The 22,558-nt window shown below is 69.9% G+C and carries 21 protein-coding genes; 8 read left to right on the forward strand and 13 right to left on the reverse strand.

Annotated features, from left to right (window positions below; translation table 11 throughout):
* Positions 1-45 precede the first annotated feature (45 nt).
* The 8 genes from ACQEV1_RS36230 to ACQEV1_RS36265 all read right to left on the reverse strand — a co-directional run bounded on the left by ACQEV1_RS36230 (position 46) and on the right by ACQEV1_RS36265 (position 9,620).
* A complete protein-coding gene (locus ACQEV1_RS36230) occupies positions 46-504 on the reverse strand; it encodes a hypothetical protein (RefSeq protein WP_433400238.1) in 459 nt (152 codons plus the stop codon).
* A 30-nt stretch (positions 505-534) separates the two neighbouring features.
* Positions 535-879 carry a WXG100 family type VII secretion target gene (locus ACQEV1_RS36235; protein WP_433400241.1) on the reverse strand — a complete coding sequence of 115 codons (345 nt, stop codon included), beginning with the start codon at positions 877-879 and terminating at the stop codon, positions 535-537.
* A gap of 60 nt (positions 880-939) precedes the next feature.
* Entirely contained in the window at positions 940-1,566 is a 627-nt protein-coding gene (locus ACQEV1_RS36240; RefSeq protein ID WP_433400244.1) for a hypothetical protein, read from the reverse strand.
* Between the two features lie 39 nt (positions 1,567-1,605).
* A complete protein-coding gene (locus ACQEV1_RS36245; RefSeq protein ID WP_433400247.1) occupies positions 1,606-4,335 on the reverse strand; it encodes a right-handed parallel beta-helix repeat-containing protein in 2,730 nt (909 codons plus the stop codon).
* A gap of 4 nt (positions 4,336-4,339) precedes the next feature.
* Positions 4,340-5,698, reverse strand: coding sequence for an EsaB/YukD family protein (locus ACQEV1_RS36250; RefSeq protein WP_433400250.1), 1,359 nt, complete (start codon positions 5,696-5,698; stop codon positions 4,340-4,342).
* A gap of 45 nt (positions 5,699-5,743) precedes the next feature.
* Positions 5,744-6,058, reverse strand: a complete 315-nt coding sequence (locus ACQEV1_RS36255; protein ID WP_285632414.1) for a WXG100 family type VII secretion target — start codon at positions 6,056-6,058, stop codon at positions 5,744-5,746.
* A gap of 32 nt (positions 6,059-6,090) precedes the next feature.
* The gene (locus ACQEV1_RS36260; RefSeq protein WP_433400254.1) at positions 6,091-6,459 is read right to left on the reverse strand and encodes a WXG100 family type VII secretion target; all 369 of its coding nucleotides are present in this window, start codon (positions 6,457-6,459) and stop codon (positions 6,091-6,093) included.
* Positions 6,460-6,737: 278 nt separating this feature from the next.
* The gene (locus ACQEV1_RS36265) at positions 6,738-9,620 is read right to left on the reverse strand and encodes an ATP-binding protein (RefSeq protein ID WP_433400257.1); all 2,883 of its coding nucleotides are present in this window, start codon (positions 9,618-9,620) and stop codon (positions 6,738-6,740) included.
* A 348-nt stretch (positions 9,621-9,968) separates the two neighbouring features.
* Between ACQEV1_RS36265 and ACQEV1_RS36270 the strand changes: the two genes are divergently transcribed.
* Positions 9,969-10,613, forward strand: a complete 645-nt coding sequence (locus ACQEV1_RS36270) for a hypothetical protein (protein ID WP_433400260.1) — start codon at positions 9,969-9,971, stop codon at positions 10,611-10,613.
* Positions 10,614-10,715: 102 nt separating this feature from the next.
* Here the strand turns inward: ACQEV1_RS36270 and ACQEV1_RS36275 are convergent, their stop codons facing one another.
* The 4 genes from ACQEV1_RS36275 to ACQEV1_RS36290 form a co-directional block, all read right to left on the reverse strand.
* Positions 10,716-11,111, reverse strand: a complete 396-nt coding sequence (locus ACQEV1_RS36275) for a carboxymuconolactone decarboxylase family protein (protein ID WP_285632405.1) — start codon at positions 11,109-11,111, stop codon at positions 10,716-10,718.
* A 326-nt stretch (positions 11,112-11,437) separates the two neighbouring features.
* On the reverse strand, positions 11,438-12,415 hold the full coding sequence (locus tag ACQEV1_RS36280) for an RNA polymerase subunit sigma-70 (RefSeq protein WP_433400263.1): 978 nt from the start codon (positions 12,413-12,415) through the stop codon (positions 11,438-11,440).
* Complete coding sequence (locus ACQEV1_RS36285) at positions 12,412-13,326, reverse strand: SDR family oxidoreductase (RefSeq protein WP_433400266.1); 915 nt, start codon at positions 13,324-13,326, stop codon at positions 12,412-12,414. Before ACQEV1_RS36285 ends, ACQEV1_RS36280 begins: the two co-directional genes overlap by 4 nt.
* An 80-nt stretch (positions 13,327-13,406) precedes the next feature.
* The gene (locus ACQEV1_RS36290; RefSeq protein ID WP_433400269.1) at positions 13,407-15,044 is read right to left on the reverse strand and encodes an MFS transporter; all 1,638 of its coding nucleotides are present in this window, start codon (positions 15,042-15,044) and stop codon (positions 13,407-13,409) included.
* A 324-nt stretch (positions 15,045-15,368) separates the two neighbouring features.
* Here ACQEV1_RS36290 and ACQEV1_RS36295 point away from each other — a divergent pair, with 324 nt between their 5' ends.
* Positions 15,369-15,836 carry a MarR family winged helix-turn-helix transcriptional regulator gene (locus tag ACQEV1_RS36295; RefSeq protein WP_433400272.1) on the forward strand — a complete coding sequence of 156 codons (468 nt, stop codon included), beginning with the start codon at positions 15,369-15,371 and terminating at the stop codon, positions 15,834-15,836.
* 18 nt (positions 15,837-15,854) lie between these two features.
* Here ACQEV1_RS36295 and ACQEV1_RS36300 read toward each other — a convergent pair whose 3' ends face one another.
* Positions 15,855-16,310: a MarR family winged helix-turn-helix transcriptional regulator gene (locus ACQEV1_RS36300; RefSeq protein ID WP_433400275.1), complete on the reverse strand. Its 456-nt coding sequence runs from the start codon at positions 16,308-16,310 to the stop codon at positions 15,855-15,857.
* A gap of 135 nt (positions 16,311-16,445) precedes the next feature.
* On the opposite strand from ACQEV1_RS36300, the gene ACQEV1_RS36305 reads away from it, so the two are divergent.
* The 6 genes from ACQEV1_RS36305 to ACQEV1_RS36330 all read left to right on the forward strand — a co-directional run bounded on the left by ACQEV1_RS36305 (position 16,446) and on the right by ACQEV1_RS36330 (position 22,547).
* Positions 16,446-17,357, forward strand: coding sequence for an SDR family NAD(P)-dependent oxidoreductase (locus ACQEV1_RS36305; RefSeq protein WP_433400278.1), 912 nt, complete (start codon positions 16,446-16,448; stop codon positions 17,355-17,357).
* 1 nt (position 17,358) lies between these two features.
* Positions 17,359-18,240, forward strand: coding sequence for an amidohydrolase family protein (locus ACQEV1_RS36310; protein ID WP_433400281.1), 882 nt, complete (start codon positions 17,359-17,361; stop codon positions 18,238-18,240).
* A 32-nt stretch (positions 18,241-18,272) separates the two neighbouring features.
* Positions 18,273-19,757 (forward strand): acyl-CoA synthetase, encoded by a 1,485-nt coding sequence (locus tag ACQEV1_RS36315; protein WP_285632384.1) that lies wholly within the window; start codon positions 18,273-18,275, stop codon positions 19,755-19,757.
* Between the two features lie 12 nt (positions 19,758-19,769).
* Complete coding sequence (locus ACQEV1_RS36320; protein WP_285632381.1) at positions 19,770-20,234, forward strand: MaoC family dehydratase; 465 nt, start codon at positions 19,770-19,772, stop codon at positions 20,232-20,234.
* Positions 20,235-20,401: 167 nt separating this feature from the next.
* Positions 20,402-21,124 carry a TetR/AcrR family transcriptional regulator gene (locus ACQEV1_RS36325; protein ID WP_285632378.1) on the forward strand — a complete coding sequence of 241 codons (723 nt, stop codon included), beginning with the start codon at positions 20,402-20,404 and terminating at the stop codon, positions 21,122-21,124.
* 262 nt (positions 21,125-21,386) lie between these two features.
* A complete protein-coding gene (locus tag ACQEV1_RS36330) occupies positions 21,387-22,547 on the forward strand; it encodes an ABC transporter substrate-binding protein (protein ID WP_433400285.1) in 1,161 nt (386 codons plus the stop codon).
* Positions 22,548-22,558 lie beyond the last annotated feature (11 nt).

The raw sequence follows: 22,558 nt of genomic DNA on the forward strand, positions 1-22,558 counted from the left end.
GAGATGGTCGTGACGGCGGGCGCGGATACGGTCCGCCGGCCGCGATCAGGACTTGTGCGAGGGGTAGTCGGCCGTGATGGCGGTCTTGTTCGTGTCCAACTCGTCCGGTGGCGCATTCTTCGACGGCGGATCGTCGCTCTTGCCGTCGCCGAACTTGCCGGAGAATCGATTCCAGACATCGACGAGGCCGAACTCGGCCTTGTCGTAGTTGTTCCCGGCGATGCCGATTCCGCTGGCCAAGGCGTTCAGCACGCCGTCATTCGGCTTGTCGTGGCCGCCGAAGACCTCTCCCATGACCGCGGCCCATCGGGTGTTGAAATCATCCGCTTCCTGCTGGGTCTTGCCCATCCAGTCGTTGAGTACCAGCGACTGCAGGGTGGTGCCGATCCGGCCGACGGAATCCGCGACGTTCTGCGACAGATCGTGAAGTGTCTTCGCCGTGTCGTTGATCCCCCACGGGCCGATCGCGATACCTTTGACATGGTCGTAGTCGGCGGTGGACATTGTTGAGGTCTCCTGGTTCAGATGCGCGGGTCAGACCGGTGTCACATTCGCCGCGTTCTGCGACTCGGCGTTACGGTAATTGTCGTAGGACTTCTGCATCCGGGTGATGATCTCCTCGAGAATTCCCATCAGATCGGTCGTCGCGTTGGTGTACCACGTGGTTATCGGATCGATCGAGTCGTAGGCGGGGCCCGACCAGTAGGCGCTCAGATTCCGCGTCTTCAATTCGATCTGATCGAGCGTTCCGGAGATGTTGTCCCGCTCCCGCCGGACGGTGGCAATGGCGTTCGACAACGCCTGTAGAGCGACCCCGAATTCGGTGCCGCTCGGGGCCTGTCCCCCTTCGCCGGCATCCGCCACGATGTTCTCCTTCATCCGATGGTCTGAACGATCCGGGCCCGAGTCCGGGCGATTCGATGCGGTGTCACCGACGCGTCAGCCGGTGACCCCCTTGGACGGCGGCGCAGGGAACAGCGATTGCCGGTCGGCGGCGGAGTAGACCTGGCCCGAGTGGTTCACGAGCGCGATGTATTCGCCGACGAGCTCGAGCGCGGCGCCAATCCCCTGCAGCCCCTTCTCCTGAGCGGGATTCATCTTCGCGGCGAACTCCTTCGCCGGCTCCGCGAAGACCGTGGGTGACGGGGTGTCGTCACCGGCGGTCCACGTATGGGACCACGAGTCGTAGATGCCTTTCGTACCCGGCAGCATGGAGTTCTGCCCGAAAACGGACCCCTCCGAAGCCAGGACATGCGTGCGCAGGCTTTCGTACTGGGTCACCAGGCTCTTGGCCTGGTTCAGCATCGACGTGACCTGAGTGCCGAGTGTTCCGAAGTTGACCGAGAAATCCTGCGCGTCGCCGCCGGCGTCCTTGGTCTCCGCATTGCCGCCATTCCCCTCCTTGATGTCCTTCGGCGCCGCGTTGAAGGACGGGCGCTTGTCCCAGGCGACCTTGAGTTCAGGGGAATCGGTGTTCCCCAGGTTCGGCGGGGGGTCGTTGTCGTGGCTGTGGTCGTTCGGGTCGAAGGGGTGTTGGTCGTATTGCGAGGTGATCGGATCGCTCACGGTTCCTCCTGTTCGATGGCCGATCTCCGGGGTCGGTCCTCAGACCGCCTGGACCGATGGCAGATCTTCCGGGAGCAGATTCGTCAGATCGCCGGGATCTTCGGCGGTGAGGTCGTCGGAGATCCGCAGGGCGTGGCGTTCGGTCATCAGCTGGAAGACCTGCCGGGCGGTGCGGCCGTTGCCGAACTGCTCACCCCGGGGAAGTTCTTCGAAGAACCGGTGCAGCGCCTCGACGGTCTCCTTGGGGCACTCGTACTCGTGCTGGTCGGCGTGGTACCGCACGATCCGCACGAGCTCCGCGGAGTCGTAGTCCTCGAACGTCAGGGTGCGGGTGAACCGGGAGCCCAGCCCCGCGTTGGATGCCAGGAGGCGCCGCATCTCCCCCGGATAGCCGGCGACGATCACCACGACCTCGTCGCGGTGGTCCTCCATCAGTTTCACCAGCGTGGAGATCACCTCCTGGCCGAAGTCGTTGCTCTGCCCATGCGGGACCAGCGAGTAGGCCTCGTCGATGAACAGCACCCCGCCCAGCGCCCGGCGGAACACCGCCTGCGTCTTGGGCGCCGTGTGCCCGACGTACTCGCCCACCAGGTCACTCCGGCCGGCCTCCACCAGATGACCGCGCTCCAGCAGACCGAGCGCGTGCAGGAACCCGCCGTACAACCGTGCGACCGTCGTCTTGCCCGTGCCCGGGTTCCCGGCGAAGACCAGATGCCGCGACAACGGCGGCGGCGGAAGCCCCGCCTCCTGGCGCACCTTCACCATCCGCATCAGCTTGGTCAGGCCGATGACGTCATGTTTGACGCCGTCCAGGCCGACCAGCCGGTCCAGCTCCGCGCGCAACTCCGCGAGCCGCTCCTCGGGCACCTTGGCCGGCTCATTCTCGATCGCGGTTCCGGAGCCGCCGCCCTTCGCCGATCGGCGGACGGCCGTGGCCGTACGCGCGGACGTCGTGGCGCCACCGCCCTGCGGCAGGACGGCGTCACGGACGCCGTCCGACCCGCAGTCCTCGATGACGGGCTCCGCCCCGTCGCACACCACCAGGTCGTGGTCACCGCCGGACACGAAACAGCGGCGCAGCAGCGGGACCGCCTCGGCCTCCACGTAGATCGCCGGATACCCGGCGCCGGATATCCGGCAGTCCTCGAACAGACCCGCCGCCTTCTCCGCCACGAACACGCCGTTGCGAGCGGGCCGATCGACGGTCAGGTCGCGCACGCGCGGCCGGGACCCGGCCCCGGCGTACAGGCCGGTGCCGTTCACGTCCGTCATCGTGCAGCCGTCGATCCGCACGACGCTGCCGGTGTCCAGGAAAACGCCCGTCGACCCGGTGCGCTCGATGCGTGTGCCCTCGATGACGGCTCCCCCGCCGGGGCCGACCTGAATCCCGATCTCGGCGATGTCGCCGATCTCGCAGTCGGCCACGAACGGCCGGTGGGTCGTCCGCAGGTCGAGCGCGGTCTGCGCGCGTGAGACCCGGCAGCCGCGCAGCACCGCGTCACCGCCCTCCACCAACACGCCGGTCATCCCGACGTCCTGGATCCGCGTCTCCTCCAGAGTCGCCTCGGCTCGCTCGCAAACCCGGACGGCGTACTCGGGAGTGTCGCGGATCCGGCATTCGGTCAGCGCGGCACGCGCCCCGCCGGCGAGGTGGACGGCCGTGTACGTGGTGTCGTGGAACTCATGGTCGGACAGCGCGATGTCCGCCTCGCCTGCCGCGTACAGGCCGTTGGCCGCGGTACGGGCGATCACCCCCCGCCGTACGCGGACGGTGGCGCCGCCGGTCACCGCGAGTCCGCTGTCGGCGACATCGACGACGCGAACGGCGTCCAGCTCCAGGTCGCCGGTCCCGCTGACGAGGATCCCCGCCTGCCGTGTGTCGTGGACGTGGCAGGCGTCGAGGACCGCCGCCGCCTCGTCCTCGGCGAGCACGCCCGCACCCGCCGTGCGGAAGATCTCGCACCGGCCGAGCAGGATCGCGTGCGACCGGGACGTGTCGGGTTCCTCGGCCGACGCGGCGTCGCGCGGGCGCTCACGGCCGTCGGCGGCGGGCGCGCGCCGCCCGGCCGTACCGCTCAGGCGCAGGCCCTGGGCGCCCGTGTCGTACAGGCGGCAGTCGCGCAACACCAGCGCGGACCGGCCCTCGGCGTGGACGGCGGCGGCGCCGGTGCCGCGCACCTCGCAACGGGTGAACCGGCCGCGGGCGGCCCCGGCCAGGTGCGCGCCGCGGTGCCCGGCGTCCTCGATGAGGGTTCCGGTGCATTCGACGCGGGCCTCGTCGTCGGCCGTGACGCCGTCGCCGCCGGTGGACCGCACGGTGCAGTTCTCCAGCACCGTCCGGCTCGTCCCGGTCAGGCTGATCGCCGCCCCGCCGGCGCCATGCACGTCGCAGTCCCTGAGCGTGGCCACGGCGTCACCGGTGACCTCGACCCGGCCGGTGATCTCGCATCCGTGCAGCGCCGGCGTTCCGCCGCGGATGAGGATCGCCGCGTCGGACGGGGCGGCGGACGCGATGGTCAGGTCGCGGAGGACGACCTGGCCGCCGTGCACGGTGACGGCGGAACCGTGGGACGCGGTGATCCGTACCGTGCCCGGCCCCTTCTCCGCGACGACGGTGACGTTCCGGTCCAGGACGAGGCTCTCTTTGTAGTCACCCGGGTGCACCGAGACGACGGTGCCCTCGGCGGCGGCGCGCACGGCGGCGCCGATCGTGCTGTGCGCTCCCCAGCCGGGCGCCACCCGCTCCCGCGAAAGCCTTTTCGTCAGCACCGCGTCACATCCGTCCGCCGGCCTTCATGAGCACGTCGAAGACGCCGAACACGCCGGCGGCCAGCGGCACGCTCAGCGCGCCCAGGAAGCCGCCGACCGGTCCCGGCCAGCTCCACCGCTCGGCGAAGTCGGCACTCTGGAGGGAGCTGCGAAAGCACAGCAACAGCCCCCACCACATCACCAGGAATCCGGCCGCGAGCGTCACAAGCGGAGCCGACCAACCGGGGACGTGCGCAGCGGTCAGGTGACCGTGCGGCCCGAGAACGTGACCGGACGCCCGCAGCGCGAGTGCCGTCAGACCGGTCGTGGCGCCGGCCAGGACGGTGGCGACGACCGCGCGTAGCCGTGACGAGTTCGCGCGGCACAGCAGTGCCAGGCTCAGGCACAGCACGAGCCCGAGCGCGAACCAGTCACCGGAACCGCTCAGCACCACCAGGCAGCCGGCCACCGCCAGGCAGCACACCGCGTTCAGAAAGATCAGCAGCCGTTGGATCCGCCGTACCGTGACCTCGACGTCATCCATCTGCGCGGGGCCGGGCGGCACCGCCGCCGCCTGCGCCGCGATCCTCGGCAGCGCGCCGAGAAGGAAGAACGCCGCCACCGCGACCACCGCTGCGGACTCGGTCCGATCGGCGCCCAAGGCCGTGAGCGCGACCGCCGGCACCATCACCAGCCCGCAGATCAGCTGCAGCACCAGCGTGGTGATCGCCGGCGCGGCCAGATAGGCCGCGAACGCTCCGACGGACGCGCCTCCCGTGGCCGCGGCCAGGGACGCCGCGCCCGGCAACGGCAACGCCAGGGCCGCGAACGCCAGGAACGGACAGGCGGCCATGGCCAAGGCCAGCCGCAGCCCTCTGGGCACCGGCCACGCCTTCGCCTCTGCCAGCCGGGCGAGCGCCGCGAAGGCCAGGCCGGTCGCGAACAACTCCCCTCCGAACGCGGGCACGCCGTACGCTCCGGCGCCGAGCGTGCCGCCCCCGGCCATCGCGACCAGAAGCCCGAGAGCGAGCGTGGTGTACGCCCGCGTCCGGGCGTTCCACTCGATGCCGTCATCGTCGAGTTCGGCGACCTGCTCGGCGATTTCGGCGGCGACCGGGCCGTCGAACTCGCCCTGGAGCACGTCCTGCAGGTACAGCGTCTCGCCGTCCATTACGCCGACGTCGCCGAGCGACTGGCCCGGTTCGAACGGAGCACCCCCGGCCGGCGCGAGCGACCAGGCCGCAGGCATCGCGTCCGAGTCCGCCTGCCCGCAAATGTCGGCCAGCATCGGGACGTACTCCACGATCGGTGTGTGGGCCGGCACCGCCAGGTCGACGCTCCTGCGCTCGCCTACGACGGTGATCCGGCACCGTTCATCGGCCACCGGAGGAACCTCGCCTTCTCGATTTCATCGGATCCGCGGCCGTGGTCAGTGCTTCCAGGTCTGGATGTTCGCCCACTCCGCGTCGGTGTAGTTGCCCCAGTTGACGTTCATGGCCTGGGCTATCTCTCCCAGGACCCCCTCCGGGCCGAAGAGTCCCTCGGCGGCGATGTTCCACTCCTGCTGCAGGCCCTGGTAATAGTCCGCCGCCTGGCTCTTGTTCCACGCGTCCTGCAGGGGCGCGAGCTTGCTCTTCAAGGCCTCCAGCTCACCGGCGATCTGACCGGCGCGCGCGTTGATCACGCCGCCGGCGGCCCCCAGCCCCTCGCCGACGTAGATGTCACTGCCGTCGATATCGGCCATGTTCCGCTCTCCTCGGTTCCGTGGGGACGTCGTCAGCTCAGGTTGGCCACGACGGTGTGGCCGCCCGGCATGCCCGCCTCGATGTTCTGCAGGTTGGTGATGTTCTGCTGCTCGGAGTCGCGGTAGTTGACGTAGTTGCCGTGCAGTCCGCCGGCAATGCCCGCCAGCGCGTCGTGCAGCATGTTCGCGAGGATGTCGTACTCGGCCATCAGCGCCGTGAAGCGGTTGTGCGCGATGCCCCTCCAGACCTCTTCGAGGCTGTTGACGTAGGTCTTGAGCTCGGCCAGTTGCGTGCGGATCTGTTCCGCCGTGTTGCTCGTGTCCGACGCCGCGTTGGCCAGGTACTCGGGGGTGACGTGATACGTCACTCCGCCCACGGTCACCGATGGTGGATTCGCCATGGCAGGCCGCCTTTCACACAGAAGAGGTCGTCAGAGGCCGTACGGGGGCGGGCGGTCGGCTCCCGGCCGGTCGCGTGCCCGCACGGTTCTCGTCCCGCCCGTCGGTCTTCGGCAGCGGGACGGAACCGCCGGTGCGCTGCATGCTCGCCGAGCCGTGGGGCAGGCATGGATCGAGTGTGGCTTCGCCAGGTCGGCGGGGGATATCGGCAACGTTGCCTATTTCACGCTGTCGGCATTGCCTAGCCGGTGCCGCCGGACCTTCGCGTGCGAGCAGTCACTCAGAGGCGACCGGGATCGCTCCGGTTCTCGGGCTCGGCTTCGCCGACGACGCCGTCGTCCGGATGCTCCGGCTCACGAAGATCGTCGGATCCCTCCGGGCCGTCCCCGGGATGCGGGTCCTGAGCCTGGCGAGAGCCCTCAGGCGAGTCCAGCCGCAGGTCGCGCAGTTGCAGGCGGGAGGTGATCCCGAGTTTCTTGAAGATGTTGCGCAGGTGGGCGTGGACCGTGCGGGGGCTCAGGAACAGCTGTGCGGCGGCCTCCTTGGAGGTCGCGCCGCCGGCGACGAGGCGGGCGATCTGGAGCTCCTGCGGGGTGAGCAGGTCGCGCGGTGAAGCGGCGGGCCGGTGCGGGCGCTCACCGCAGGCGGACAGTTCACGGGCGGCACGTCCGGCGAAGCCGGCGGCGCCCATCCCGGACAGCTTCTCGTAGGCGATGCGCAGCTGGGCCCGGGCGTCACCGCGTCTGGCCGTACGGCGCAGCCACTCCCCGTAGATCAGATGGGCGCGGGCGAGGTAGACCGTGGCGCTCGTACGGGACAGCCGGTCGATCGCCTCCCGGTAGAGATCCTCGGCGGACGTGTCGTCGGCGAGTAGGGCACGCGCGTACAGCTGCAGGCCGATCGCCAGGTCGGTGCCGCTCGTGTCGGTTCGCTCGGCGAACCTCTCCAGCACCGGCTTGGCGAGCCGATGCCGCCCACTGCGCGCGGCGGCCTCCACGAGTTCGTGCGGGATGAAGGAGAGGAATCCGACCTCGTCGTACTGGCAGACCTCGGCGGCCGCCTCATAGGCGGCGTCGTACCGGCCGATGCCGTTGAAGAGCACGGCGTTCGCGCCGTCGACCACCGACAGGCCGTGACCCTCGCCGCTCTTTCGCGCCGAGTCGGTCACCCGTTCGGCCAAGGCGGCGGTCCCCTCCTCGTCACCGCGCCAGGCCCGGAGCAGCAGATCTCCGAACGGCGGGCCGCTGGGGTTCCCGCTGGGATCGAACGTGAAGGCCTGCGCGACCAGTGCCTCGGCGTCCTGGAACTCACCGGCGAGGATGTGCGCGTAGGCGAGATAGTGCAACGCGCTCGGCAGTGCGAGGAGTGTGCCCGTGCGGTGGATGAGCAGCACCTGACGTTCGCACAGCGTGCGCCAGTCGTCGTGCTGCCACAGGTCCATCGCCGTCGCGGCGGCCAGCGTGGCCCAGTGGAGGTAATGATCCCCCTGCTCGCTCGCGGACAGATAGGCGCCGACCGCCTCCCGCAATGACGGAACGGCCTTCGCGTACCCCTCGGTCTCTCGGCTGATCAGTGCCCTCAGCAAGAGGTTCCGCAGTTTCGGGTACTCGCCGGACGGCTCCTCCAGTGTCGTCGCCAGCTGACGTGCGGTGTCGGCCAACAGCCCCGGACGTCCGAGGCGGCCGGCGCGCATCGCCGTGACGAACCCGGCGGTGAAGACCCCGTGGGCCCTCTCCCGGTCGTACGCCTTCAGCCTCTGCGCCCCGTCGAGCGCCGCGGTCGGATCCTTGGTCCCGGGTCCGGCGCCGATCGACATCCTCGCGGCCAGCAGTTCGATCAGCACCTGCTGCCGTTCGTCGTTCGGGCCCGCCTTGGCGGTGGCCAGGAGGCCGGCCGCGGCTTCGTTGTCCCCGGCCCAGTGCTTGCGGTCAGCCGCTTCGAAGGCGCGTTCGGCCCGGCGGGCCGGATCGGGGGTCAGGACCGTGGCGCGTTCGAGGAACCCGGCCGCGGCGGCGATGCCACCGCGGGCGGACGCCCGTTCGGCCGCGCGTTCCAGTTCGGCCGCGATGCCCTCATCGGGCAGAAGCACCGACTGGCCACGGTGCCACGCCCGGCGGTCCGGGTCCACGAGCGGGTCGGTGATGCCGGCCAGCACGCGGTGCGCGGTGCGGCGATCCTCCGGTGCTGCCGCCCGGTAGATCGCCGACCGGACCAGCGGATGCCGGAACCGCACGCGGACGCCGATGTCCAGCAGGCCGGCGGCCGCGGCCGGGTCGGCGGCCTCCGATGGGATGTCCATCTCCTCGGCCGCCCGCCACAGCAACACCGGATCGCCGAGGGGCTCGGCCGCCGCCAGCAGGAGCAGCCGCCGGGTGTCCTCGGGCAGAGTGGCCAGACGCTCGCGGTACCCGGCTTCGATACGCGCGGGCACCGGGAGCGCGTTGGGCAGACCGAAGCCGCCGGCCAGCTCCGCGGTGCCCACGCTCCGCGGCAGTTCGAGCAGGGCCAGGGGGTTGCCGCGCGCCTCGGCGATGATCTGGTCACGAACCCGCTCGTCCAGCGGCGTACGCAGCCGGGAGGTCAGCAGCGCGAGCGCGTCCTCCTTGCCGAGCCCGGTGAGGCTGAGCTCGGGCAGCCCGTCGAGCAGGGCGGGCACTCCGGGCTCCCGGACCGCGAACAGGAACGCGACCGGATCGTGCTCGACGCGCCGCGCGACGAACGCCAGGACCTGTGCCGAGGCGGGATCGAGCCACTGCGCGTCATCGACCGCGCAGACGATCGGCTGCTCCTCGGCGGCGGCCGACAGCAGGCCGAGCACGGCGACAGAGAGCCGGAAGCGGTCCGGCGTCGTGCCGTCCCGCAGTGCGAAGGCCACTTCCACGGCGGCCCGCTGCGGGCCGGGCAGCGTCTCCAGGTAGGGAAGCAGCGGCTGGCAGAGCTCGTGCAGCGCGGTGAACGGGAGCTCGGTGTCGAACTCCCTTCCGACGGTGCGGAGTCGCCGCAGCCCCTCCGCCCTGTCCAGTACCCGTCCGATCAACTCCGTCTTGCCGATGCCCGCCTCACCGCGAATGAGGAGCGCACCGCCCTGCCCGGACGCCGCGGCGCGCAGCGTCCGCTCGACCGCCGCCAGCTCCGCTGTTCTGGGGGATTTCACGAGTCGCATGTCACCCTTTGCGAGATCCGGCGGCCAAAGCGCCGCGCCCAGGTCGAGAACTCTACGGATTCGACGATGGAGAAAGCGTCATCGCGCGGTAGTACCTCGATATACCCACAGGGAGTACGAACGCAAAACAATCGACGTCGCACGGCCGGCCGGACGCCGGTCTTCCAGCGGGAACGGCATTATCTCAGGGCGACGGGCATGATCAGGCAACGTTGAGGTCGCGCCTACCCTGACGCGTCACGCCGAGGCGCGATTCGACAATGAGGTCTCGAATGGCGTCGGCCGCACATCCGGCGGCCGGGCCGACACGACCGCGCTGGACTGCGGTAAGGCCACGGTCCGGTAGACATGTTCCCTCGCAGTAATGCCGAGTACGCCGATCTGGTCAAGGACAACCGGGCACTGTACGCCGGCTGCCGCGCGAACAGCGGCGCCTTGGTCCGCCACCTCGATGTGGACGCCCAAGCGCGTGATCGGGACGCGGTGCGGGCGGTGCTGGGACAAGAGCGGATCAGCGTGCTGACGTTCGTCGGCGCCGGTGCTGTCGGGCAGCACCATGCGGCACTTTCCCCACGCCGGATCCGGGCAATGGTCCTGGACGGCCCGCTCAACCGGTCCACCACCGGCGAGCGCGCCTACGCGCTCGGCGCGGCCACCGCGCGGCGGGAACTGGAGCGGTTCTCGGCCTGGTGCGCGGCGACGCCGCCGGTGCCGAACCCACCGCCGACGGGCTCCTCCCCGACCTCTGGTTGCGCGATCCACGGACAGGACGCCATCGCCGCCTGCCCGGCCCTGATCTCCGAGGCACCGCTGACCGTACCTGGCATCGATCACCGCCTGGACGGCGAGGAGATCGCGGGTCTGCTCTCCTACCTCCTGGTCAACGGCAACGTCCCACCGCCCGGCGGTAACGCCTCGGCCGAGTTCGTCGCGGGTGAGGCGAGCTCGCGCGACCTGCTGGACGAGGCCCAGATCAAGGCGTTACTGGCGTAGCTCGAACGGCTGCGTGACCGGGCCGTCGTACGGCTCGCCGATGCCTGGCCAAGGGCCGAACCGGCGAGACACGAGCCGCGGAACGGCGGTGCCGCCGCGAGTTCACATCTCGACGGGGAGCAGGCCACGTTCGGCGAACACCTTCTTGGCGACGAACGTCGCGTTCAGGGCCCGGGGGAAGCCGCAGTAGCCGGCCGAGTGGAGCAGCGCCTCGACGATCTCCTGCGCCGTCAGGCCGACGTTGAGCGCGGCGTTGATATGCACTTCGAGTTGCGGCTCCGCTCCGCCGAGCGCGGTGAGGATGCCGAGCGTCACCAGTTGCCGGTCGCGCGGGGCCAGGCCGGGGCGGGCGTAGATCTCGCCGAATCCCCAGGCGACGACCTGGTGGGCGAGCTCGGGCGAGATGTCGGCGAGCGAGTCGACGACCTTCTGCCCGGCCTCGCCGTCGATCTGCCGCAGAACGTTGAGGCCGTGCTCGTACTTCTCTTCGCGGGTCATCCTGACTCCTTGATCCTTCGCCGTGGTCGGCCGGCTCCGCGCCGGCACATCCATGACGTTAGAAGTTCGACCGCGCTCAAACGCAAACCGGAGCGGTCGACTCCAGCCATCTCATCTTCGTGATCACCAGTTAACCGCGAAGAGTCGCGGCTTGGTGCAGCGTGAGCCCTGCACTCCCTCGGTCACGCACCCGGTCGCGGCCAGGAGAGCCGTCTTTGTCGATGGCCGTGCGTACGTGTCGAACCCGACGATGTTCATGCGTGTCCGCAACAGTCGCCGCCCGCTGCTCCGGTCGATCAGCTGCTCGCCCGCCTCTTCCGCCGCGCCTATCCGTGTGCTTTCTGGTCGGGAATCCTTTCGGTGAGGCCGAAGAGCGGGAACAGTTCGGGGAGCAGGAACACGTGCAGGCCGGTGACGCGTCCGGCCGAGGTCTCGACGACCTGAAGGGCGAACGCGCGCAGGCCGAAGTCGTCGCGCCGGTACTGCGCCACGCCCACGCCGCCGTTGACCTGGACGGGAACCAGCGCACCCCCACGGCAGACCTCCTCCCGCGACCTGAGCCAGGACACCACCGCAGGGGCGCCGCGCAACCAGAGCGCGTACGGCGGCATCGACAGGGTCGCGTCGTCGTGGAGCAGCCGTACCAGCGCCGTGATGTCGAACCGCTCGAACGCGCTGATGTAACGGCCGAGCAGGGCGCGCCGCTCACCGTCCAGGTCCGTCTCGGACGGGGCCGGGCGGGGCGACGGCATGGCCGCGCGGCCACGCCGCAGCAGCGCGTTCACCGCGTTCTCGGTCACGCCGAGAAGGTCGGCGACTTCGCGTGCGCGCCAGCCGATGACCTCGCGCAGCAGCAGCACGGCGCGCTGCATCGGGGTCAGCCGCTGCAGTGCCGCGACGAACGCGAGCCGGATCGACTCGCGCTCCACGGTGATCTCGGCCGGGTCGAGATCGGCGGGCAGCGCCCAGAGGTCCGGCAGCGGCTCGACCCAGGTGCCGGCCGGGCGGACCGTCCCGAGCGGGCCGGGGCCGGGCGCCGGTTCGGTCAGGTCCATCGGCAACGCCCGGCGCCGGGCCTGGCGCAACTGATCCAGGCACACATGCGTCGCGATCACGTAGAGCCAGGACCTCAGTGACTCGCGGTGCCGGACATCGCCGATCCCCCGCCAGGCGCGCAACATCGTCTCCTGGACAGCGTCGTCGGCGTCGAACGGCGACCCCAGCATGCGGTAGCAGTGCCGGGTGATCTCGGGCCTCAGCAGCGTGAACTGCTCCTCCAACGCGCCCCGGTCGACCTCGTTCACCGGTCGGACGGCAGCCAGCCCGCCGCCCACAGGTTGGCCGGCCGCGCTTCGCCCCGGAAGACCGCCGCATGCTTGCGGACGAACTCCGCGAACGTCGTCGGACGCACGCCGAACGCCTCATGGGTGGACAGCTCCACGCGCGCCTCATCACCGCCCTTGCGGCGCTCGGCGAACAGTTCGTCCAGGGCGTCGGCGAAGAACGGGGCCAGCCCGGCCGCCAGCAGCGCCTCCCGTTGCGCGACGGGGTCGGCGTCGACGTAGCGCACCGGCCTGCCGATGACCGAGGAGACGGTGCCGGCGATCTCGTCCAGGGTAAGCGACTCCGGCCCCGTCATCTCGTAACGGCGGTCGGCCTCACCTTTCCCCTGGAGCAGGGCGGCGGCGACCTTCGCGATGTCCGCGACGTCGACGGGCGCGATCGAGGCGTCGCCCATCGGCAGGGACAGGACGCCGTCGCCGGTCATCGACGGCACCTCCCGGAAGTACACCTGCATGAACGCGCTGGGGCGCAGCATCGTCCAGTGCATCCCGGACGCCCGCAGATACCGCTCGATCTCAGCGTGCATCCGGGCGAACCGGAAACCCGACTCGGGGTCGCAGGCGCGTCCCGAGAACTTGACGACGTGCTCGACGCCGGCCGCCTTGGCGGCGTCGATGAAGCCGGTCTGCGCCTCCACGAGCCGTTCGTTCGCCGCGGAGATCAGCAGGACGCGCTCCACCCCGTCCAGCGCGGGCCCGAGCGTCCGCGGGCGCAGCATGTCACCTTCGACCACTTCGACCGTGGACGGCACCTCGGCTCCACGCGCCTTGGCGAGGTCCCGCACCATCGCCCGTACGGCGACCCCCTCACGCGCCAGCTCACGCACCACCGCGGAACCGTTCAACCCCGTCACCCCAGTGACCAGCAGCATGGTCGTCTCCTCCGTCGTACCTTCATCGACTCTTCGTCAGGTAAGACGGCCGGCGAGAAGAAAACTGGTCGCGGGAGGGGTCAGTCGTTGAGCGACTCCTCGGTGACCAGGGGCCGGCGCGCCGCGCCGCCGAGCATTCCCGCCGCGGCCAGTACCGCGGCGACGAGCGCGGAGACGCCGCAGACGACGTAGCCGATCGCGTACGCGTGGTCGAGGGCGTGGAAGGCGACGTTCTGGATCGGGTTGCCCGCGACGGCGTTGGCGCCGAGCGGGCCGGAGTTCACCGCGCCGACGGCCTCGGGCGGGGCGCCCGCGCTGAACTTCTCCATCGCCGCCTGAAGCGCGGAACTGTCACGCAGTTTGTGCTGGATCTCGGAGGCGGCCGCGCTCAAGGCGATCGCACCGATGACCGCGGGCCCGAGCGTGAAGCCGAAGTCGCGCAGTTGGCTGGTCGTGCCCGAGGCCATGCCCGCGAGGTGGTTGGGCACGGTGTTGACCGCGACGGCGGTCACGCCGGAGAGCGCGAACGCGAATCCGACGCCGACCAGGACCAGCGGCGCGACGATCGGCCACAGGGACCGGTCGGTGGCCGACTGCGTGGCGATCCAGAAGTCCCCGGCGGCGATCAGCAGGAAGCCGGCGCCCAGCGCCCAGCGCGGATTGTAGGAGTGAATCGTCTTCGCGGTGACCGGCATGAGCACCAGTGCGAAGCCCTGCAACAGGACGAACGCGATGGCCGTCTCCAGAGGCGAGAACTCCTGGATCGCCGCCAGCCGGATGCTGGTGGAGTACGCGGTGCCCAGGAAGGCGAACATGCCCAGTACGGTCACGAGGGAGCTCACCGCGAAGGCCCGGTTCTCGAACAGGCTCAGCCGCAGCAACGGAGCGGGCGATCGCCGCTCGGCGGCGATGAACGCGGCGAAGAAGACGACGGCGACGACGAACCCGCCGATCACCCACGGGCTCGACCACCCGCTCGTGGCGCCCTGGATGACGGCGAACAGGAGCGCGAACAACGAGACGGCGACGGTGATCTGGCCCGGCCAGTCGAGTGAGCGGCCCTCGGGTGCGGAGGAGTTCTTGGCGGTCACGGCGACGGCCGCGCTCACCAGGGCGAGGAGGAAGACCGCGACGAACGCCCAGCGCCAGGTCGCCGTCGGGTCGTCGCCCCAGGACATCTTGGTGACCAGCCCGCCCAGGAGCGGGGACACCAACCCTCCGGACGACAGCGCGGCGGACCAGACCGCGATGCCGCGCGCCCGGTCCTTCGCCGTGTGCGTTCCCGCGGCCACCATCGCCAGCGAGGTGGGGAAGAGGACCGCGGCGCCGATGCCGGTCAGCGCCTGCCCCGTCCAGAGTGTGGCGATGGCCGCGGTGTTCGAGGTGCCGGCCGACGGGGTGAGCACGCTGATCAGCTCACCGACGGCCATGAGCAGGCTGCCGCCGATCAGCAGGCGCTTGCGGCCGAAGAGGTCGCCGAGGGCGCCGAAACTCAGCTCCAGCAGGGTCACCGGTACGAGGAAGGCGTCGGAGATCCAGGTGAGCTGCGCCGAGGTGGTGTGCAGGTCCTGCTGGAACAGGCCGTTGAGGACGGCGGGGATGGCGAGCCCGACCTGCGCCACCAGCACCGCGAGGGCGGTGGCGGCGCGGGTGCCGGGGGTGAGGGAGGGGGTGGTGATCGCGTGCCGGCCGGCCGGTGCGGCGGTGAGATCGCTCATGAGCCCTCCTTCGTCGGGGGAGCGACCAGGTGCGCGTGTTCTTTTATTCGCTCACTACGTTCGCTCATGAGCCCTCCTTCGTCGGGGGAGCGACCAGGTGCGCGTGTTCTCTTATTCGCTCACTGCGTTCGCTCATGAGCCCTCCTTCGTCGGAGGAGAGACCAGGTGCGCGTGCTCTTTCATTCGCTCACTGCGTTCGCTCATTGCGTCTCCAGGAAGGGGGGAACCCGGATGCTGCCAACGTGAGACTGTGTCACGTATCACTATTGATGTACAGGTTTCCTGGCTTTTCCCGATGCCGCCGCGATCGGGGAAGATGGGCAGGTGACCGACCCCGCCGCCTCCGGCGACGTCCGCGCCAGGGCGCGGCCGTCCCTGCTCTATCTGGTCAAGCAGCTGGAGCTGGCCGTACGCTCCCGGCTGGATGAGGTGCTGCGTCCGGTGTCCATCACGCCGTTGCAGTACACGGCGTTGACGGTTCTGGAGCGCCGGTCGGACCTCAGCACGGCCGAGCTCGCCCGCAACGCGTTCGTGACCGACCAGAGCGCCGCCGACATGGTCGGTGTTCTCGAGGGCCGCGGTCTCGTCCTGCGACACCCCGACCCGCGTGACCGGCGGCGGCGGGTGCTGCGGCTCACCGCCGAGGGCCGGGAGCTACTCGATCACGTACGCGCGGACGTGGACGCCGTGGAGGCGCGGATGCTGTCACCGCTCACCGCGGACGAGGCCGACGACCTGCGTCGCTACGTGGCCGCCTGTCGCGGCGCCCTGTCGAGCTCCCCTCCGCACTGAGGCGAGGACCGGCCCGCGTCAGGACAGCCGGCGCCACGCATGATCGAGGGCGAGGCGCAGCCGGGCGGCGTCGTCGTCGGTGAGGCCGTCGGTCATGCGTCGCTCGATGCCGCGTACCGACTCCTCATAGTCGGCGAGGAGCCGATGCCCGAGGTCGGTCAGCGCGATGAGAAGCTCCCGCCGGTTGGCCGGGTTGGGACGCCGGACGACGTGGCCCCGGCTCTCCAGCGCGCGGACCATGTCGGCCATGGACTGTGCGGTGACGAAGGAGTCGCGGGCGAGTTGAGCGGCGGTGAGCCCGTCATGCCGCTCCAGCACGGTCAGCGCGGTGTACTGCAGGGCGGTCAGCCCCGACGGCTTGAGCACTTCGTCGAGGCGCGCCCGTACGGCGAGTTCGGTGCGCTTGACCAGGTACAGCAGCGAAGGGGCCGCCTTCGCGCCTCTCCCGGCCGGCCGCGCGGCCGCTTCCGCCACGACACCCTCCCCTTCGCTCGTGCACCGCACACCCTGGCGTGACATCGGATTCACCCTACCCCATTGACAGGATTCCTGTCGGTCAGCAGACTGGCCCCCCATAGCCAGGAATCCTGTCGATGAAGGGTGGCTCCAGTGGACCTGACCGGAAAGGTGGCCGTCGTCACGGGCAGCGGCCGCGGCCTCGGGCTCGCCTACTCCCGCGCACTCGCCGCGGCCGGGGCGTCCGTCGTGGTCAACGACGTGGACCGCCAGGCGGTCGACGCCGCGGTGGAGAGCGTACGGTCGGCGGGCGGCCGGGCGTTCGGAGTGACCGCCGCGGTCGGCGACACCCCCACGGCCGAGAACCTGGTCTCCACGGCAGTGGAGCACTTCGGCCGGCTCGACGTCCTGGTGACCAACGCCGGCATCCTGCGCGACAGGGTCCTGTGGAAGATGACCGACGAGGACTTCGACGACGTCGTCCGCGTCCATCTGCGCGGCACCTTCACCTGTGCCCGGGCCGCCGCGACGCGGATGCGGGAGCAGGGCGAGGGCGGGCGCATCATCGTGATCGGATCGCCGGCCGGCCAGCGCGGGAACTTCGGGCAGACCAACTACGCGGCGGCCAAGGCCGGCATCGTGGCCATGGCGCGCACCTGGGCCCTGGAACTGGCCCGAGCCGGGATCACGGTGAACGCCGTCGTCCCCGTGGCCGCCACCGAGATGACCAAGACGATCCCGGCGTTCGCGCCGGCCATCGCGGAGGCCGAACGCACCGGCGAACCCCTGCCGGGCTGGATGCGCAAGGACGAGGGCATCGGCACCGTCGAGGACGTCACCGGCCTCGTCACCTTCCTCGCCTCCGACGCATCGGCCGCCATCACCGGCCAGGCGATCGGTGTCGGCGGGGACCGGCTGGCGCTGTGGACCCACCCGCAGGAGAAGAAGGTGGAGCTGCGGGACGGCGGCTGGAACGCCGATGAGATCGCCGCCGCCTGGACCGAAGGCGTCGGTGCGCAGCCCGAGTCCTTCGGCATCCCCGCACCCCAATCGACGGGGAACTGACATGGCCACCATGGACGTGGCGCAGCTGACCGCGATCGACGTGCACACGCACGCGGAGGTGTCCCGTACCGGCCATCCCTCCCTGCCCCCGGAGCTCATGGCCGCGTCGGAGAAGTACTTCGCCGCGCAGGGTCACCGGCAGCCCACGATCGACGAGATGGCCGACTACTACCGACGCCGCCACATGGCGGCGGTCGTCTTCACCGTCGACGCCGAGCACGCCCTGGGCCACCCGCCCATCCCGAACGAGGAGATCGCCGAGGACTGCGCCGCCCACGCGGACGCGCTCATCCCCTTCGCGTCACTCGACCCGTGGCGAGGCCGGGCAGCGGTACGCCAGGCGCACCGGCTGGTGGAGGAGTACGGCGTACGAGGCTTCAAGTTCCATCCCAGCCTCCAGGCGTTCGCACCCGACGATCCCATGGCCTACCCGCTGTACGAGGCCATCGCGGAACTCGGTGTGCCCGCCCTCTTCCACACCGGACAGACCGGCATCGGCGCGGGCGTGCCGGGCGGAGGAGGCATCCGCCTGAAGTACTCCAATCCCCTGCTGGTCGACGACGTGGCGACCGACTTCCCCGATCTGCGGATCATCCTGGCGCACCCGTCCTTCCCGTGGCAGGACGAGGCGCTGGCCGTGGCGACGCACAAGCCGAACGTGTTCATCGACCTGTCCGGATGGTCGCCGAAGTACTTCCCGCCGCAGCTCGTCCGCTACGCCAACACGCTGCTCAAGGACAAAGTGCTCTTCGGCTCGGACTACCCGGTCATCACCCCGGACCGCTGGCTGAGCGACTTCGAGAAGATCGACATCAAGCCCGACGTACGGCCGCTCATCCTCAAGGACAACGCGCTCCGCCTCCTCGGCCTCACTTCCGGCTGACCCCCCGACCCATCCGAAAGGCACGGCCCGGTATGCGCAACCACGGCATCGGATCCTGGACCGCGCGACGCGCCCGCAGAACCCCCCACCGCCCCGCCGTCATCCACGAGGGCGTCCAGCTCACCTACGCCGAACTGCACGATCGCACCACGCGCCTGGCCCACCACCTGCGCCACCTCGGCGTGCGGCCCGGCGACCGGGTCGCCTTCCTCGGCCCGAACCATCCCTCGTTCCTGGAGACCCTGTTCGCCGCCGGCCAGCTCGGAGCCATCTTCGTGCCGCTCAACACCCGGCTCGCCGAGCCGGAGCTGCGGCACTGCCTGACGGACTCCGGGGCGAGCGTGCTGGTGCACACCCCGGCCTTCGAAGCGTTCGCGGTCACCAGCGACGTTCCGCGCCGCGTCACCGTGGACACCGGCCTCGACCAGGCGCTCGCCGCCTGTCCCTCGACGCCCATCGACATCCGCGTGACGCACGCCGACACCGCCATGATCATGTACACCTCCGGCACGACGGGGCGCGCCAAAGGCGCCGTGCTCACCCACGGCAACCTCGTCTGGAACAGCGTCAACACCCTGGTCGACGGGGAGTTCGCCGCCGGTGACGTGGCACTGCTGTCCGCGCCGCTGTTCCACACGGCCGCGCTGAACATGACGTGCCTGCCCACCGTGCTCAAAGGCGGCACCCTCGTGCTCGAGGAGTCGTTCTCCCCGGCCCGCACCCTCGACCTGGTCGAGCGGCTCCGCGTCACGGTGATGTTCGGCGTGCCGGCCATGTTCCAGCAGATCGCCGCGGAGCCACGGTTCGCCGAGGCCGACCTGTCGTCGGTACGGATGATGCTGTGCGGTGGCGCTCCGGTGCCGGAAACACTGATCCGGACCTACCGGCGGCGCGGACTGGATTTCATCCAGGGCTACGGCATGACCGAGGCGTCCCCCGGCGTGTGCCTGCTCGACGCCGAGCACGCCCTCGACAAGTCCGGCAGTGCCGGCCTTCCGCACTTCTTCGACGACGTCCGCATCGTCGACCCCGCCGGCCACGACTCCTCGCGCGGCGAACTGCTCGTGGAGGGCCCGAACGTCATGAGCGGTTACTGGAACCTCCCCGACGAGACGGCCGCGGCCCTCCACGACGGCTGGTTCCGTTCCGGAGACATCGCCCGCACCGATGACGACGGGTACGTCACCATCGTCGACCGCGCCAAAGACATGATCATTTCAGGCGGCGAGAACATCTACCCGGCCGAGATCGAGAACCTGCTCTACGAACATCCGGCCGTCGGTGACTGCGCCGTCATCGGTGTCCGGGACGAAAGCTGGGGCGAGGTACCCCGCGCCGTCGTCGTTCTCGCGTCCGACGCCACGGCGAGCGCCGAGGACATTCTCGCCTCCCTCGAAGGACGTCTGGCGCGCTACAAGATCCCTAAATCACTCGTCCTCACCGACGCTCTGCCCCGCACCGGCGCCGGAAAGCTCATAAAGTCCCGAATTCGAGAGAAGTTCGGTACCCCTTCGTGAAGGAGACCCGCCATGACCGCCTCACGCACCGTCACCGGCCTCGACGAGATCAAGGCTCTCGCCGGGACCGACCTGGGCCGTACCGACTGGCTGGAGATCACCCAGGAACGGGTGAACACCTTCGCCGACGCCACCGACGACCATCAGTGGATCCACACCGATGCCGAGCGTGCCGCCACCGGCCCGTTCGGGGCCACGATCGCCCACGGCTACCTGACGCTGTCCCTGATCATTCCTCTCTTCACCGAGCTGCTGACCATCGACGGCGTCTCGATGAGCATCAACTACGGCCTGGACAAGGTCCGTTTTCCGCAGCCGGTGAGGGTGGGCGCCAAGATCCGCCTGCACGGCACGGTGGAGTCCGTCGATGACGTTCGCGGCGACGGTGTCGAGATGCGGCTCGCCTTCACCGTGGAGATCGAAGGCTCCGACAAACCCGCCTGCGCCGCGCAGGCCATCCTCCGCCATTACGCATAGCCGATCGCCGGTCCGCGTCGATTGACGAGCCGATGACCGGCCTGAAATTCGACACTCACAGACTCGCCCCAAGTATTGACCGATCGATCGATCAATAGGTACGTTCTGCGGCAACCGTTCGATCGACCGATCGATCGATAACGAGATGACCCACCGCGGAGGGCCGGATGAGCGGAGACGCCGACAAGCCGGGGCAGGGGCGGCGCGGCCGCCGGGCCGCGGACGGCACGCCCGTCAACGTCCGGCTGTCACGGGCGGCGCTGGAGCTGTTCTCGCGAAAAGGGTTCTACGCGACCGGGATCCGCGAGATCGGCGCGCACGCCGGCGTGAGCACCTCGATGCTCTACCACTATCTGAGCTCCAAGGACGAGGCCCTGACCGATCTCGTGCTGGAAGGGCTCAGCCGGCACGGCCAAGCGCTGCAGAACGCCTGTGCCATCGTCGACCGGCCGGAGGAACGGCTCGCCGCCCTCATCGGCGTCCAGGTCATCGTCCCCATCAAACATCCGCAGATGGGCCAGTTGCTGCAGCAGGAACTGCACGCGCACGACTGGTCCGACCATCCATCGATCAGCCGCCAGCGCGCACGGACGAACCGTCTGTGGACCGACGTCCTCACCCGCGGGCAGGCGGAGGGCGTCTTCACCTTCGGGTCGGCGTCATTGGCGCGGATCGCGCTGATGCGCTCGACCACACTGGTCACCCAGTGGTACCAGGCCGACGGCGCTCTCGGCCTGGAAACGGTGGCCGCCCAGTTCGCCGACCTGGCCCTCGGAACCGTCCGCGCCCACCGCGACGGCCGCCCGCTGCGTTTCGACGATCTCCAAGCTCCGTCGGTCACCCGCCTGATCGAGGTGGTCGATGAGGCCCACCGGGACGTCTGGTGGTAGCCGGCCGCCGCTGAGGCATCACACGCCCGTCCCCGGACGGGCCCCATCCCCCACACCATCTCGATTCACATCACGACACGGCGCACCGTCGGCGCGCACTGACGCGACCACGCGTGCCGTGACGTCGATGACCGCCCGTGGCACTGACGGCTCATTCCACTCCACACACTCCTTCACGCCGGATGCGGCGTGGTGTCATCGAGGAGGTACCCGGATGTTCGCCAACACCGGGGCACGTCACCCATCCCCCACCCCTGCGCGCATGCGACGACGCGCTCTGTGCGCGGCCGCCGCCGCACTGCTCCTTCCCCTCTCCGCCTGCGGGACGGGCGAGGCGAGCGGCGACGGTTCGACTCTCAAGGTCGGTTACATCGCGCCCCTGTCCGGCACGGCCGCGCTCTACGCGGGCGGTTTCACCAGCGGCGTCGAGAGCGCGGTGAAGGTCCACGACCGGTCGGGCGGGTGGAAGATCAAGTTGACGAAGGGTGACGACGCCAGCGACCCGGCCACCTCCACGCAGGTCTGCCAGCGATTCGTCAACCAGGACCACGTCGACCTCATCGTGGCCGGTCAGCCCGCCGCCAACGCGCAGGCGTGCCGTGCGGTCGCCGCCGTCCGGAAGATCCCGTACATCTCCTTCTCCACCGGGGCGACGGAGTTCTGCTTCCCCAACATGTGGAACTACGGGCCATCGCCCAAGCAGGCGGCGCTGCCGCTCATCGAGTACCTGCTCGCCCACGGCTCGAAGAGGTTCTATCTGATGGGCACCGACTCGGCCTCCCCGAAGGCGACCTTCGCCATCGTCAGAGCCCAGATCGAGGCCAAGGGCGGAACCGTCGTCGGGACCGGCTACGAGCCGCTGGGCACCTCCGACTTCTCCCCGGACATCTCCAAGATCGTCTCGTCCGGGGCCGACACCGTGTTCAGCGCCGTGGTCGCGGGCGACAACATCACTTACCACAAGCAGTTCGCGGCGAACGCGGGTGCGGACCGGCTCGCGCAAGGTGACATGCAGATGGCCACCAAGACGGCGAAAGCGCTCGGCTCCGCCGCGAAGGGCGTGATCTACGCAGCCCCCTACGACCCCGCGGACCAGAACGCCGCCAACACCGCCTACCTCGCGGCGCTGAAGGCGACGGCGCCGAACGTGAACCCCGGTGACGCCATCCTCAGCTATCAGGGCATGACGCTCGTCACCAAGGCGATCGACACTCTTGCCAAGGATAAGAAGCCCTCATCGGCGGCGCTGGCGACGGCCCTTTCCGCGGCCGCGGTGGACACGCCCAGCGGCAAGGTGACCGCCGCGGCGAACCGGTACGTCACGATGCCGATGCGGATCTGGAAGGTCGACGCGAACGGCTCCGCCTCCACCGTCCTGAACACCGTCCCGTCCGCCGACCCCGCCGTCGGCTGCAAGCGGTGACCGGGCGGGAG

The organism is Actinoallomurus sp. CA-142502, from assembly GCF_050936355.1.
GTDB classification, from domain to species: domain Bacteria; phylum Actinomycetota; class Actinomycetes; order Streptosporangiales; family Streptosporangiaceae; genus Actinoallomurus; species Actinoallomurus iriomotensis.